Origin of the sequence: Pseudarthrobacter raffinosi, from assembly GCF_023913735.1 — a bacterium.
GTDB lineage: Bacteria > Actinomycetota > Actinomycetes > Actinomycetales > Micrococcaceae > Arthrobacter > Arthrobacter raffinosi.
Map to the genome: position 1 here is coordinate 36,688 of NZ_JAMXBH010000021.1, position 14,740 is coordinate 51,427.

Here is a 14,740-nt window from a genome sequence, read left to right on the forward strand (position 1 = left end):
TCCCTATTCGTCAGGCCGCAAGGCGGCCTTCTCCATCAGTCTGAGCAGCCAGGTACTTGTCCGGGTTGTTCAGCACAACAATTGTGGGGGTCCGGTGATCGGGCCAGTGGCGGTGGCCGGCGGGGACATGGTCCACACCACCGGCATTCCACGGATGGCAGCGCACAAGGCGACGGGCTGCAAGCCAGCTGCCCTTCACCGCCCCATGGACAGTGATCGCTTCAAGGGCGTACGCCGAGCAGGAAGGAAAGAAACGGCAGACCTGGCCATACAAGGGAGAAATCACCTTGCGGTATGCCATCAGCAGCAGAATAAGAATGTTTCTGGGCAGGTTCCAGAGGAAGGTGCCCACGGCGGCAGCAACAGGATGAAGGGAGTGGACGACGGCGGCAGTTACCTTACGCACGCTGTGTCCCTTCCTGTGTTGTACCGGTCGAACCGTTTACAGCAGCCCGCGGAAGGCGGCTGCCCAACCGGCTCATGGTTGATTCCAGTGCGGCGTTGTAGTCCTCCAGCAGTTGATCCCAGCTGGCGGCAGCGGACGCAGGCAGCGCCCGGACCACTATGGCGAACCCGGTACCGTACTCGCGCAGCGAGGCAGCACCGGCTTCTCTCAGTCTCCTCTTAACGAGGTTCCTGACCACAGCGTTCCCGACACCTTTGGAAACGATGAACCCGATCCGGCTGGGTTCGTCGGCAGCAATAGCTGCCGCATATAACACTACGTTCCGGCGTCCATTGCGGACACCGGAACGTACAGTTGTTGAAAAATCGGTTGCAGTCCTCAAACGGTTACGGGTGGCCAGCACCTTAAACTCGCAAAGAAAAGTTAAACCGACGAGTCAGTTATCTAGGCCGACAGTTCGGTGCGGCCCTTGCCACGACGGGCTGCCAGGATGGCACGGCCGGCACGGGTACGCATACGAAGGCGGAAGCCGTGCTTCTTGGCTCGACGGCGGTTATTCGGCTGAAAAGTCCGCTTGCTCACGTTAGTTACTCCAGTGGATCAAAGGTGCGCCCACCCGATCAGTAAAAGGGGAAGAACTGGCCGACGCTAAGTTTTGTATATGCACGCTTCCCCCGGCTGCTCCAACGCGGTGCGTCAGTGAGATTCAGAAGGGGCCAAAAAGCGTACACAAAGGACTTCACAACGTTAGGGCAAAATGCCTGCCAGAGTCAAACCGGGGTACCCCTGCGTCCCTGTCCCCGGCTGTGGTTAACCTGGCCCCACAGCCTGTGGATGAAGTGGCTCACAAGGCCTGTTTTCGAACCACAACGGTGTAATTATCCACAAGCTACTTCCCAGCTATCTTCTGGCCTTTTGTTCCCCTAGAGTGGCTCAGTAGCCGATTATCCACGGACTGTGCATAACCCTGTGGATGAAGCTGAACCAGAGTCCTGGTTCGGGACTTGGGGCTGCACGTAATGCAGGCACGCAAGTTTGAGGAACTGATTGATGACAGTAGACGAAGCCAACCACGCCAATACTGTCGGAAGTTCCTGGCGTCGGGTTGTGAGCCTGCTCGAGCAGGACGACCGCGTATCTCCACGGCAGCGGGGCTTTGTCATCCTGGCGCAGGCCCAGGGCCTGATCGGATCCACCCTCCTGGTGGCCGTACCCAACGAACTGACCCGTGAAGTCCTTCAGACCCAGGTCAAGGACGCCCTGGATGACGCCCTGCATAACGTTTTCTCCGAGGACATCCGCTGCGCAATCGACGTGGACACCGATCTGGTGCCCCTTCACACGGAGCCGGAACCCGTCGTCGAACCTTCCTACTCGCCGGACCAGCTGATCGAACAGAAGCCGCAGCCGATGCTGCCGAGCACTTCCCACGAGTTCGGCCGGCTGAACCCCAAGTACGTTTTCGATACCTTTGTGATCGGTTCGTCCAACCGCTTTGCCCATGCAGCTGCCGTGGCCGTGGCCGAAGCGCCCGCCAAGGCCTACAACCCGCTGTTCATCTACGGTGATTCCGGGCTGGGCAAGACCCACCTCCTGCACGCGATCGGCCACTATGCCCGCCGCCTGTACAGCGGAATCCGGGTCCGGTACGTGAACTCCGAAGAGTTCACCAACGACTTCATCAACTCCATCCGCGATGACGAAGGCGCCAGCTTCAAGACCACGTACCGCAACGTGGACGTGCTGCTGATCGATGACATCCAGTTCCTGGCCGGCAAGGACCGGACGCTGGAGGAGTTCTTCCACACGTTCAACTCCCTGCACAACAACAACAAACAGGTGGTCATCACCTCGGATCTGCCGCCCAAGCAGCTGGCAGGTTTCGAGGACCGGATGAAGTCTCGCTTCGAGTGGGGCCTCCTCACCGACATCCAGCCGCCCGAGCTCGAGACCCGCATCGCCATCCTGCGGAAGAAGGCGCTCAGCGAAGGTCTCTCCGCCCCGGACGATGCCCTGGAATACATCGCTTCCAAGATCTCCAGCAATATCCGCGAACTCGAGGGCGCACTGATCCGGGTGACGGCATTCGCCAGCCTGAACCGCCAGCCGGTCGATGTTGCGTTGGCTGAGATGGTCCTCAAGGACCTCATCACGGACGACGGCGCCCAGGAAATCACGTCGAGCCAGATCCTGATCCAGACGGCGGAGTACTTCAAGCTCACCATGGAGGAACTCTGCAGCAAGTCCCGGACCCGCACGCTGGTGACCGCCCGGCAGATCGCCATGTACCTCTGCCGCGAGCTCACGGACATGTCCCTGCCGAAGATCGGCCAGGAACTCGGCGGCCGCGACCACACCACTGTGATCCACGCGGACCGCAAAATCCGTGAGCTGATGGCTGAGCGTCGTGTGATCTACAACCAGGTCACCGAACTCACCAACAGGATCAAACAGCAGCAGCGCAACTCCTAAGCCGTCGTCTCTATACCTTATTAACAGGTGCATGTGGATAACCCTGTGGATACTTAAGGGGACAACCGAACTTAATGGGCTTAAAACCCTTAAGCCGCCTGTGGATCAGCGAAAACCCAAAAATTGTTATCCCCATCCACAGCCTGTTTAAAACCTGCGTCACCCACAATCCATGAACAGGGCTTAACCGCTGGATCCTGCGGCCGGATCGAGTTATCCACAGTATCCACAGCAGTTATTAACACTTCTAATCCCAATAAATTGATTTCCCTCAAATAACAATCTCGATCCGCACCCGAACCGGCCCAGGCCCAAGGGCCTCCGGACCCCAGGCGTCCTGACCGGGGATGGGTTAATCAGCCGTCTTCCGGCTAAGCTGTCAGCAGCGCTCCCATCCTCGGGTTTCTTTGTGGTTCAGCACTCGATGAACCATGCAGGTTCCGTTGTTGGGGCGCCACTACTTTGGGCTCCCTGTGGGAGTTTCCGGTTCAGACAAGGCAGCAGCAATGAAAGGCGGCACCCTTCCGTGAAGTTCAGAGTCGAACGGGACGTCCTGGCAGAAGCCGTCACCTGGACAGCCCGGTCGTTGTCTCCGCGGCCGCCGGTTCCAGTGCTGTCGGGTCTGCTCCTGAAGGCTGAAGCCGGCACCGTCAGCCTCTCGAGCTTTGACTACGAGACCTCCGCACGGCTGGACATCCCCGCGGACATCACCGCCGAGGGAACCATCCTCGTTTCCGGACGCCTCCTCGCAGACATTTGCCGCAGCCTTCCTTCCGCTCCGGTGGTCGTGGAGACCGATGGCAACAAGGTGACGCTGACCTGCCGCCGCAGCAGCTTCCACCTGGCCACCATGCCCGAGGCCGAATACCCGCCGCTGCCTGCGTTACCCGCCATCAGCGGCACCGTCCCGGGTGACGCATTCGCCCAAGCTGTGTCCCAGGTGATCATTGCGGCCAGTAAGGATGACACTCTCCCCATCCTGACCGGCGTCCGGATGGAGATCGAGGACGACCTCATCACGCTTCTGGCCACCGACCGCTACCGTCTGGCCATGCGCGAAGTGCCGTGGAAGCCCACCACACCGGGAATTTCCACCAGTGCGCTGGTCAAGGCAAAAACCCTCAACGAAGTGGCTAAGACCCTTGGCAACAGCGGCGACATCAACCTCGCCCTTGCTGACGATGACAGCCGCCTGATCGGTTTCGAAAGCGGCGGCCGCACCACCACATCGCTGCTTGTGGATGGCGATTACCCCAAGATCCGCTCGCTGTTCCCGGATTCCACCCCCATCCACGCAACAGTCCAAACGCAGGAACTTGTGGAAGCCGTCCGCCGCGTGTCGCTGGTGGCCGAACGCAACACCCCGGTACGCCTCGCCTTCACCGAAGGACTGCTGCACCTGGACGCCGGCACCGGCGAAGATGCCCAGGCCTCCGAAGAACTCGAAGCCCAGCTCTCCGGTGACGACATCACCGTCGCCTTCAACCCGCACTACCTGGTGGAGGGCCTGAGCGTCATCGAAACGAAGTACGTCAGGTTCTCCTTCACCACGGCGCCGAAGCCCGCGATGATCACGGCTCAGGCAGACGCCGACGGTGAGGACCAGGACGACTACCGCTACCTGGTTATGCCCGTCCGCCTTCCCAACTAGGTAGCAGAAAACGTCGTTATGGGCGCTCATAACGACACTTAGTGCGACCTAGTTGGGCTGCCCCGTTCAGCAACAGCCAACCCCGCGCAGAAAAGAGACCCCCGTGCATATTGGACTGATCGGCCTTGGCAAGATGGGTTTCAACATGCGCGAACGCCTGCGCAAGGGTGGCATTGAGGTTACCGGCTTTGACCGCAACCCCGAGGTCACCGACGTTGCCTCCGTGGATGAGCTCATTGCGGCCGTTCCGGCCCCGCGGCTGATCTGGGTCATGGTCCCGTCAGGCGACATCACCGATGCCGTCGTCACCGAACTCGGGGACAAGCTCGACGCCGGCGACCTGGTGATCGACGGCGGCAACTCCCGCTTCACCGAGGACCAGAAACACGGTGCCGCGCTGGCCGGGAAGGGGATCCGTTTCGCCGACTGCGGCGTTTCCGGCGGAGTGTGGGGCCTCCAGAACGGGTACGGGCTCATGGCTGGCGGCGACGCTGCCGATATTGAGCGGGCCCTGCCGGTTTTTGATGTGCTCCGTCCCGAAGGCGAGCGGGCGGACAGCTTTGTCCACGTCGGCGGAATCGGTGCCGGACACTACGCCAAGATGGTCCACAACGGCATCGAATACGGCCTGATGCAGGCGTACGCCGAAGGATACGAACTGCTGGCCGCCAAGGACATTGTTGACGACCTGCCCGGTACGTTCCGCGCCTGGCAGAAGGGCACCGTGGTCCGGTCGTGGCTGCTGGACCTCATGGTCAAGGCACTGGACGAGGACCCGGGACTGGAATCCATCGATGACTACGTCGAGGACTCGGGCGAAGGACGCTGGACCGTTGAGGAAGCCATCGCCAACGCGGTTCCGGCACCGGCCATCACGGCTGCACTCTTCGCACGCTTCTCCTCCCGCGAGGAGAATTCGCCCGCCATGAAGATGGTTTCCGCGCTGCGCCACCAGTTCGGCGGGCATGCCACCCGTCCCGCCAAGTAACCTCCACCCCGGGACCCGCCGGTTCCGAGAATTGTCGAACACCGCGTGTACCTAGAACACCTTTCGCTCACTGACTTCCGCAGCTACGCCCAGGTTGACCTTCCCCTCGAACCGGGGGTCACCGTGCTCGTCGGGGCAAACGGCATCGGCAAAACCAACCTCATGGAGGCCATCGGGTACCTGGCCACCCTCAGCTCGCACCGGGTCAGCTCCGATGCCCCGCTGCTGCGGTTCGGCACGGACCGCGCGCTGGTCCGGGCCCGCCTGGTCCGCGGCGGGCAGACCACGGTCCTGGAACTTGAGATCAACGCCAGCCGCGCCAACCGGGGGCGGATCAACCGCAGCAATCCCGTCCGGGCCAGGGATCTCCTGGGGATCTGCCAGACGGTGCTTTTCGCCCCCGAGGACCTGGCGCTCGTCAAGGGAGATCCGTCCAACCGCCGCCGGTTCATCGACGAGCTGCTGGTCAGCCTCATGCCCCGGCACGCGGCGACGCGCACGGACTATGACCGTGTCCTGAAGCAGCGCAATGCCCTGCTCAAATCCGCCCGGGCCGGAAAATTCACTGCCGGACACGAGGCCACCCTCGATGTCTGGGACCAGCACATGGCCCGGGCGGGCGCCGAGCTGCTGCACGCGCGGCTGGAACTGGTGGAACTATTGAGCCCGCACCTGGCCAAGGCGTATGCCCAGCTCACGGATGGGTCCAAGGAAGCCAACGCCCTCTACCGGTCCACCCTCCAAAATCTGATGGACGACGACGGCGGCGCGGCACCGGGTGCCGGTGGCGGTTCGTTGACGGATGGGTCCGCCGCTGCCGAAGATCTGCGGGACCTCACCGTTGAGGACCTCACCGGCCGCTATGTCCAGGCCTTTGCAGCCTCCCGCCGCAAGGAACTTGAGCGCGGAATTTCCCTGGTGGGGCCGCACCGGGATGAGCTCGAACTGATTCTCGGCGAAGCGCCCGCCAAGGGGTACGCCTCGCACGGCGAAACCTGGTCGATGTGCCTCTCACTCCGGCTTGCTTCCTATTACGTCATGCTCGATGACGCGAGGACCGGCGGGTCTGCACCGATCCTCATCCTCGACGACGTTTTCGCCGAGCTGGATGTGCAGCGCCGGCGTAAACTGGCGGCAATAGTCTCCGGCGCGGAACAGGTCCTGGTGACCGCCGCCGTCGACGCCGATATCCCGGAGGAACTCTCCGGCCGGCGGGTGAAGGTCGTCCCGGGAGGAATCGATGAATAAGGATGAAAAGGGCGGGCTGCAGCCTGGCCGGGATCCTGACAACATCGACGCGCCGCAGGCTGCGCTGAACCGCATGCGTGAGGCCGCGGCCGCACGCGGCGAAATCCGCCGGAAGGCACCCCCCAAGGCCGGCGCCGCCAAGACAAAGGGTGGGATCCGGGATACCCGGGGTTTCAGCCAGTTCCATTCCACCGGCCGTGATCCGCTGGGGCTCGGCAAAGTGGTGGGACGCCTCGTGGCCGAACGCGGCTGGAGCTCGCCAGTAGCGGTGGGTTCGGTCATGGCAGAGTGGGCCACGCTGGTTGGCCCGGAAATTTCAGCGCACTGCACCCCGGAGAGCTTCACCGATACCACCCTTCACGTGCGCTGCGACTCGACGGCCTGGTCCACGCAGCTGCGGCTGCTGAGCAACAGCCTGCTGGAGAAGTTCCGCACGGAACTGGGCGATGGCGTGGTCACCAGCATCCAGGTGCTCGGCCCGTCAGCACCCAGCTGGCGCAAGGGCGGACGTACCGTCAACGGCCGCGGGCCGCGCGATACCTACGGTTAGCCGCCGCCGTCGACTCTTGAATATTCGTCCGGCGGCGTGTAGGGCGAGCTAACGGCCTTAGGGCGTATAGGCACCCGGAGGCGGGACCTCGAGGGCGCCCTAGGCGGGGTCAATGGCCTCGCATCGGCACATCAAGGTCCCGCGACGCCCGCCGGAATGCGGGTTTGCGGCCCATTTCACGATAGAATCACAGCAGATAACTGGGCGCCGGTGAAACGTTGACTGAGTCCGTTTTCCGCACGCTCTCCGCAGGCGGACTTCGGTCCTGCACGTCGACGTATCCGTCAGCGCCATCAGCTTGTGCCTGTTGGCGGATGCTTTCCACTGGAAGGCCGCCGCCGGCCATCATCGAAAAAGAGGAGTCGACAGCACCTGTGGCTAACGACAATACAGATACCCAGGCAGTGGAACGCGCAACGGAGGACGTCCCTACCCCCGATACGCCGGCGGAGGCCGTGACACCCCGGGAATACGGCGCAAGCGACATCACCGTACTTGAGGGCCTCGAAGCCGTCCGCAAGCGCCCGGGCATGTATATCGGTTCCACCGGGCCGCGCGGCCTGCACCACCTGGTCTATGAAGTGGTGGACAACTCTGTTGACGAGGCGCTGGCCGGGTACTGCACGCACATCGAAATAGTCCTGCAGGCCGACGGCGGCGTCAAAGTTGTAGATGATGGCCGCGGCATCCCCGTGGACATGCATCCCACCGAGCACAAGCCCACTGTCGAAGTGGTTATGACCATCCTGCACGCCGGCGGCAAGTTCGGCGGCGGCGGTTACGCAGTCTCGGGCGGCCTCCACGGTGTGGGTATCTCCGTGGTGAACGCGCTCTCCAGCAGGGTGGACACTGAAGTCCGGCGGCAGGGCAACGTCTGGCGGATGTCCTTCGCCGACGGCGGCAAGCCCCAGGGCGGGCTGGTCAAGGGCGAAGAGAGCGCCACCACCGGCACCACCCAGACCTTCTACCCGGACGCGGGAATCTTCGAATCCACTGAGTTTGATTTCGAGACGCTCCGCGCCCGCTTCCAGCAGATGGCCTTCCTGAACAAGGGCCTGCGGATCACGCTCACGGACGAGCGCACCGCAGCGTCGAACGCGGACGCCAATGAGGACCTTAACCTTGACGTGGTGGTCACCGAAGGTGAAGTCACCGCTGAGCACCGCACCGTGGTGTACCAGTACGACGACGGCCTGCTGGACTATGTGAAGCACCTGAACTCGGGCAAGAAGGTTGATGTTGTCCACGAGGACGTCATTTCCTTCGAAACCGAGGACACGGAACGGCACATCGCGCTGGAGATGGCGATGCAGTGGACCAACGCGTATTCCGAGAGCGTCCACACCTACGCCAACACCATCAACACCCACGAGGGCGGCACCCACGAAGAGGGTTTCCGCGCCGCGATGACCTCCCTCATCAACCGCTACGCGCGGGAGAAGAGCATCATCAAGGAAAAGGACGACAACCTCACCGGTGACGATATCCGTGAAGGCCTCACGGCGGTCATCTCCGTGAAGCTGGCCGAGCCGCAGTTTGAGGGCCAGACCAAGACCAAGCTCGGCAACTCCGAGGTCAAGGGCTTCGTCCAGCGCGTTGTCACCGACGGCCTGGGTGACTGGCTGGAACGCAACCCCGGCCCCGCCCGAGATGTCATCCGCAAGGCCATTTCCGCAGCCCAGGCCCGGATGGCCGCCCGGAAGGCCCGTGACAATGCGCGCCGCAAGAGCCCGCTGGAATCCTTCGGGATGCCCGGCAAGCTGTCCGACTGTTCCTCGAAGGATCCCGCCCGCTGCGAGGTGTACATCGTGGAGGGCGACTCCGCCGGCGGTTCCGCCAAACGCGGCCGCAACCCTGAAACCCAGGCCATCCTGCCGCTGCGCGGCAAGATCCTGAACGTGGAGCGGGCCCGGCTGGACAAGGCCCTGGGCAACACCGAGGTCCAGTCCATGATCACCGCGTTCGGCACCGGCATCGGCGAGGACTTCGACCTCAGCAAGCTCCGGTACCACAAGATCGTGCTGATGGCCGACGCTGACGTTGACGGCCAGCACATCACCACGCTGCTCATGACGCTGCTGTTCCGCTACATGCGCCCGCTGATCGAAAACGGCTACGTGTACCTGGCGCAGCCCCCGCTGTACCGGATCAAGTGGTCCAACGCGCCGCACGACTACGTCTTCAGCGACAAGCAGCGCGATGCCAAGCTCCTGTCCGGGCAGGCCGCCGGCCGCCGTATCCCGAAGGACAACGGCATCCAGCGCTACAAGGGCCTGGGTGAGATGGACTATACCGAGCTGTGGGACACCACCATGGACCCGGACCACCGGACCCTCCTGCAGGTCACCATGGACGATGCCCTGGCAGCGGACCAGACCTTCTCCACACTAATGGGCGAAGACGTGGAGTCCCGCCGAAACTTCATCCAGCAGAACGCCAAGGACGTCAGGTTCCTGGATATCTGACCGGTTCACCGAGTAGATATTCCAAGCCCGACATATACCTGAAACGGAAAATATAAACGATGAGTGACGAGACACCAGAGAACCCGGCGGAATCCGCCGATCTTCCGGAAGCCGTTCTTGAAGGCGACGTGTTGGTTGACCGCGTGGAGCAGGTGGACCTGCAAACGGAAATGCAGCGCTCGTACCTGGACTACGCCATGGCCGTTATTGTGGGCCGTGCCCTTCCCGACGTGCGCGATGGCCTCAAGCCCGTGCACCGCCGCGTGCTGTACGCGATGTTCGACGGCGGTTACCGGCCGGAACGGTCCTTCAACAAGTGCGCCCGTGTGGTGGGCGAGGTCATGGGCCAGTACCACCCCCACGGCGACACCGCGATCTACGATGCGCTGGTCCGCCTGATCCAGGACTGGACCATGCGCTACCCGCTGGCCCTGGGCCAGGGCAACTTCGGTTCGCCGGGCAATGACGGTGCCGCCGCCCCGCGGTACACCGAAACGAAAATGTCCCAGCTGGCCATGGAGATGGTCCGTGACATTGACGAGGAAACCGTCGACTTCCAGGACAACTACGACGGCAAGAACCAGGAACCCACCATCCTGCCGGCCCGTTTCCCCAACCTGCTGGTCAACGGTTCGTCCGGCATTGCCGTGGGCATGGCCACCAACATTCCGCCGCACAACCTCCGCGAAGTAGCTGACGGCGTCCAGTGGTACCTGGCCAATCCGACGGCCAGCCGCGAGGAACTGCTCGAAGAGCTGCTGCTCCGTATCAAGGGACCCGATTTCCCCACCGGCGCGACCATTCTCGGCCACAGGGGCATTGAGGACGCGTACCGGACGGGCCGCGGCTCCGTGACCATGCGCGCCGTGGTCAACGTCGAGGAACTCCAGGGCCGTACGTGCCTGGTTGTCACCGAACTGCCCTACCAGGCCAACCCGGACAATCTGGCCATCAAGATCGCCGAACTGGTCAAGGACGGGAAGATATCCGGCATTGCGGACCTCCGCGACGAGACCTCCGGCCGCACCGGCCAGCGGCTGGTCATTGTGCTCAAGCGCGACGCCGTGGCCAAGGTGGTGCTGAACAACCTGTACAAGCACACCGACCTGCAGAGCAACTTCTCCGCCAACATGCTGGCCATCGTGGACGGGGTTCCGCGCACGCTGAGCCTGGACGCCTTCATCCGCCATTGGGTAACGCACCAGCTGGACGTCATTGCGCGCCGTACCCGCTACCGCCTGCGCAAAGCCGAGGAAGAGGCGCACATCCTGCGTGCCCTCCTGAAGGCACTGGACGCGCTGGACGAAGTCATTGCGCTCATCCGTGCGTCCAACACCACCGAAGCCGCGCGCGACGGACTGATGCAGCTGCTGGACATCGACGAACTGCAGGCCCGGGCCATCCTGGACATGCAGCTGCGCCGCCTGGCAGCCCTGGAACGCCAGAAGATCCAGGACCGCCATTCCGAACTTGAGGCCCTGATCGCCGAGTACAACTCGATCCTTGCCTCCGAGGAACGCCAGCGTGAAATCATCAGCACCGAGCTGGGCGAAATCGTGGCCAAGCACGGTGATGACCGCCGCACCAAGATCCTGATGGGCTTCGACGGCGACATGTCCATGGAGGACCTGATCCCCGAAGAGGAAATGGTTGTCACTATTACCCGCGGCGGTTACGTCAAGCGCACGCGCAGCGACAACTACCGGTCGCAGCAGCGCGGCGGCAAGGGCATCAAGGGCGCCCAGCTCCGCGGCGACGACGTGGTGGAGCACTTCTTCGTGACCACCACCCACCACTGGCTGCTCTTCTTCACCAACCTCGGCCGGGTCTACCGGGCGAAGGCGTACGAACTGGTGGAGGCCGGCCGTGATGCCAAGGGCCAGCACGTCGCCAACCTGATGGCCTTCCAGCCGGACGAGCACATCGCCCAGGTCCTGGACATCAGGGACTACCAGCAGGCCCCTTACCTGGTGCTGGCCACCAAGCGCGGCCTGGTCAAGAAGACCCGGCTGGAGGACTACGACACCAACCGCTCCGCCGGCGTCATCGCGATCAACCTGCGTGACGAGGACGAGCTGGTTTCCGCCCAGCTTGTCTCCGAAACGGATGACCTCATGCTGGTGTCCCGCATGGGCCAGTCCATCCGCTTCACCGCCACCGACGATGCCCTGCGTCCCATGGGCCGGGCCACGTCCGGTGTCACCGGCATGAAGTTCCGCGAGGACGATGAACTGCTGGCGGCGGACGTCGTCACGGACGGTTCGTTCGTCTTTGTGGTCACCGAGGGCGGGTATGCCAAGCGCACCGCGGTGGAGGAATACCGCCTGCAGGGCCGCGGCGGCCTGGGCATCAAGGTGGGCAAGTACCAAGAGGAACGGGGCCACCTCGTGGGCGCCCTGATTGTTCAGGAAGAGGACGAGGTTCTGGTGGTCATGGAAGGCGGCAAGGTTGTCCGTTCATCCGTGGCCGGCGTACCGGCCAAGGGCCGCGACACCATGGGTGTTATCTTCGCGAAGCCGGACAAGAATGACCGCATCATTGAAGTGGCCAGGAACAGCGAACGCGGCCTCGAGGGCGAAGAATCCGTGGACGATGACGTAACGTTGGCTGAAGAGGCCGGGTCCCCCGAGGGATCCGCAGGGTCAGCAACAACGGCAGAAACATCACCGGCTGTTGAGTCAGAGGACGCCTCCGGCGACGCTGAGCCGAACGAAGACTACACCGGAGGTAACGAGTGAGTAATCCCGACTCATATCCCAAGCCGAGCAGCAATGTACCCGGCGGAACGCCGCCGCCCGCGGCCGCACCCCGGGTGAACGCCCCCGTCCGTCCGCAGCAGCGCCCACCGGCCCCTGCAGGCGCGCCGGGGCAGCGGCCGGCCGTTCCCGGCCAGCGCCCTGCGCAGGATCGGGTTCCGGCAGGCCAGACCGGCCAGCGTGCCGGACAGGGCAGGCAGGCGGCAGCACAGGACAGCCAGCGCCCAGTGCAGGGCCGGTCTCCGCAGGCCCAGCCCGGCCTGGTCAAGCCTGCACCCAAGGCCAAGGTCAGGCGTGCACGGCTGCTGGTCAGCAAGGTGGATCCCTGGTCGGTCCTGAAGATGGCATTCCTGCTGTCGGTGGCGCTGGGAATCGTCACCGTGGTGGCCGCCATCGTCCTCTGGACTGTCCTGGACCTCACCGGAATCTTTGACCAGGTGGACAGCCTCCTGGGCACCCTGGCAGGCTCCGAAGGCGGCGGGTTCGAACTGAAGAAGGTCGCATCCCTGGGCCAGGTGGCTTCCTTTGCCACGATTATCGCCGTGGTGAACGTTGTCCTGCTGACGGCGCTGTCCATGCTGTCAGCGGTGCTTTACAACATCTCCGCAACGCTTGTTGGTGGCATCGGCGTCACCCTCACGGACGACTGAAAACCCTTAATTTCACCGGAAATTCTCCGGCGAAATGCCTCGATTTGAGATCGGGCCGGGATGTGCTGTAAAGTCATGTCTCGGCCCGATGAGGCATCGGGGCGTATAGCTCAGGCGGTTAGAGCGCTTCGCTGATAACGAAGAGGTCCCAGGTTCAAGTCCTGGTACGCCCACGGAACCTGTGCAGGTTCGAAGGAAGGTTCGGTTTGCTTCACGGCAGGCAGGATCGGAACGGGGAGCATGTGAAGAAGTTGCTGGTACTTGCAGCTGCGATCGCAGGCGTCCTGCTCTACAGGAAAGCACAGGAATCCGAGGCCCGGAAAACAGTCTGGAGCCAGTCGACCGACAAGGTCGAATAGGCCGGATTCCCGGACCGGGAGCTTGCAAAAGGCTCCACGGTTCTAGGGTATGATTGACGGGTTGCTTCTTATGGGGGCATGGCGCAATTGGTAGCGCACCTGCTTTGCAAGCAGGGGGTTCGGGGTTCGAGTCCCCGTGCCTCCACCATAAGGAGAGTCCCGGACAGCTGAAAAGCTGTCCGGGATTCTGTCGTTAAGGCGGCACAGTGTTATAGCAGGACAGTAGGGTTGAACGGTGAACTTTCTTCTTGCGGCCGTGGGCGTCCTGGGTGTGGCGTCGTCCGGGCCGTTGATCGCCGCGACCCTCGGTGCCACCACCGTCAGTGCCCTCGCCATCGCCTTCTGGCGCAACGCCATCGGGGCCGCCGTCATGGCCACTCCCACCGTGGTCCGCGAACCCCGGCAGTTCGGCCGGATCACCGGCCCCGAGTTCAGCTGGTCGCTGCTCGCCGCCGTCGCCCTGGCCCTGCACTTTGCCTGCTTCATCACGTCCCTCCAGCTCACCTCCGTGGCTGCCGCCACCGCCCTGGTCTGCCTGCAGTCGGCCTGGATTGCGGTCTTCCAGCTGTTCCGCGGCACCAGGCACCGCTGGCAGGTGCTGGCAGGGCTGGGGATCGCCTTTGGTGGTGTTGTCACCATCACCGGGTTCGACATGGGATCCTCGCCGGACGCGCTTCTGGGTGACCTGCTGGCTGTCGCCGGTGGGGCCCTGGCCGGCCTCTACACGCTCGCCGGCGGCAAGGCCCGCCAGACCATGACCACGGGAACATACACCACGCTCTGCTACGGGATGTGCGCTGCCTTTGTGGCGGTGCTGGCGCTCTTCAGCGGCCAGCCGCTGGTGGGGTTCGACGCCGTTGGCTGGGTGGGGATCCTGGCCATCACCGTGTGTGCCCAACTGGTGGGCCACACAGCCTTCAATCACCTGCTGGCCACCATGAGCCCGCTGCTGGTGTCGATGATCATCCTGCTGGAGATCCCCGGCGCAGCCGTGCTGGCCGCGGTATTCCTGCACGAGACACTGCCTGCAGGCACCTACGGCGGGCTGGGGCTCATCCTCGTGGGCCTCGCCGTCGTGGTTCTGGGACAGCGGTCAGGCTTCAGGAAACGGCGCGAAGGTTCCGCCGCGCGTGGGGATGAACCGCCGTCGGATCGTCTGGCTGAACTCGGAACGGACTGAGGCCGCGCAACAGCC

13 protein-coding genes and 2 tRNA genes are annotated in these 14,740 nt (G+C 63.3%); 12 read left to right on the forward strand and 3 right to left on the reverse strand.

From position 1 onward, the window contains the following. Positions 1 to 10: 10 nt before the first annotated feature. From yidD to rpmH, 3 genes are read right to left on the reverse strand one after another with little or no spacing between them, the layout of a single operon-like run. On the reverse strand, positions 11 to 406 hold the full coding sequence (gene yidD, locus NG698_RS17565) for a membrane protein insertion efficiency factor YidD (protein ID WP_252600890.1): 396 nt from the start codon (positions 404 to 406) through the stop codon (positions 11 to 13). Next, positions 399 to 809, reverse strand: a complete 411-nt coding sequence (gene rnpA, locus NG698_RS17570; RefSeq protein WP_252611309.1) for a ribonuclease P protein component — start codon at positions 807 to 809, stop codon at positions 399 to 401. Before rnpA ends, yidD begins: the two co-directional genes overlap by 8 nt. 41 nt (positions 810 to 850) lie before the next feature. Beyond that, positions 851 to 988 carry a 50S ribosomal protein L34 gene (gene rpmH, locus NG698_RS17575; protein ID WP_003800212.1) on the reverse strand — a complete coding sequence of 46 codons (138 nt, stop codon included), beginning with the start codon at positions 986 to 988 and terminating at the stop codon, positions 851 to 853. 468 nt (positions 989 to 1,456) lie between these two features. On the opposite strand from rpmH, the gene dnaA reads away from it, so the two are divergent. The 12 genes from dnaA to NG698_RS17635 all read left to right on the forward strand — a co-directional run bounded on the left by dnaA (position 1,457) and on the right by NG698_RS17635 (position 14,725). Then, positions 1,457 to 2,878: a chromosomal replication initiator protein DnaA gene (gene dnaA / locus NG698_RS17580; RefSeq protein ID WP_056342735.1), complete on the forward strand. Its 1,422-nt coding sequence runs from the start codon at positions 1,457 to 1,459 to the stop codon at positions 2,876 to 2,878. Between the two features lie 526 nt (positions 2,879 to 3,404). Further along, positions 3,405 to 4,529, forward strand: coding sequence for a DNA polymerase III subunit beta (gene dnaN, locus NG698_RS17585; RefSeq protein ID WP_058930635.1), 1,125 nt, complete (start codon positions 3,405 to 3,407; stop codon positions 4,527 to 4,529). 103 nt (positions 4,530 to 4,632) lie between these two features. Then, a complete protein-coding gene (gene gnd, locus NG698_RS17590) occupies positions 4,633 to 5,517 on the forward strand; it encodes a phosphogluconate dehydrogenase (NAD(+)-dependent, decarboxylating) (protein WP_252611311.1) in 885 nt (294 codons plus the stop codon). 45 nt (positions 5,518 to 5,562) lie between these two features. Next, complete coding sequence (gene recF / locus NG698_RS17595; protein WP_252611313.1) at positions 5,563 to 6,765, forward strand: DNA replication/repair protein RecF; 1,203 nt, start codon at positions 5,563 to 5,565, stop codon at positions 6,763 to 6,765. Further along, a complete protein-coding gene (locus tag NG698_RS17600; protein WP_056342749.1) occupies positions 6,758 to 7,315 on the forward strand; it encodes a DciA family protein in 558 nt (185 codons plus the stop codon). Before recF ends, NG698_RS17600 begins: the two co-directional genes overlap by 8 nt. 374 nt (positions 7,316 to 7,689) lie before the next feature. Next, positions 7,690 to 9,780, forward strand: coding sequence for a DNA topoisomerase (ATP-hydrolyzing) subunit B (gene gyrB, locus NG698_RS17605; protein ID WP_252600903.1), 2,091 nt, complete (start codon positions 7,690 to 7,692; stop codon positions 9,778 to 9,780). A 59-nt stretch (positions 9,781 to 9,839) separates the two neighbouring features. Further along, positions 9,840 to 12,518, forward strand: a complete 2,679-nt coding sequence (gyrA, locus tag NG698_RS17610) for a DNA gyrase subunit A (protein ID WP_252600904.1) — start codon at positions 9,840 to 9,842, stop codon at positions 12,516 to 12,518. Next, positions 12,515 to 13,186, forward strand: a complete 672-nt coding sequence (locus NG698_RS17615) for a DUF3566 domain-containing protein (protein WP_252600906.1) — start codon at positions 12,515 to 12,517, stop codon at positions 13,184 to 13,186. Before gyrA ends, NG698_RS17615 begins: the two co-directional genes overlap by 4 nt. 99 nt (positions 13,187 to 13,285) lie before the next feature. Continuing rightward, positions 13,286 to 13,359 (forward strand) — tRNA-Ile (locus NG698_RS17620). 69 nt (positions 13,360 to 13,428) lie between these two features. Next, on the forward strand, positions 13,429 to 13,545 hold the full coding sequence (locus NG698_RS17625) for a DLW-39 family protein (protein WP_210412373.1): 117 nt from the start codon (positions 13,429 to 13,431) through the stop codon (positions 13,543 to 13,545). A 72-nt stretch (positions 13,546 to 13,617) separates the two neighbouring features. Then, a tRNA-Ala gene (locus NG698_RS17630) sits at positions 13,618 to 13,693 on the forward strand. An 87-nt stretch (positions 13,694 to 13,780) separates the two neighbouring features. Next, complete coding sequence (locus NG698_RS17635) at positions 13,781 to 14,725, forward strand: DMT family transporter (protein WP_252600908.1); 945 nt, start codon at positions 13,781 to 13,783, stop codon at positions 14,723 to 14,725. The last annotated feature ends 15 nt before the right edge of the window (positions 14,726 to 14,740 follow it).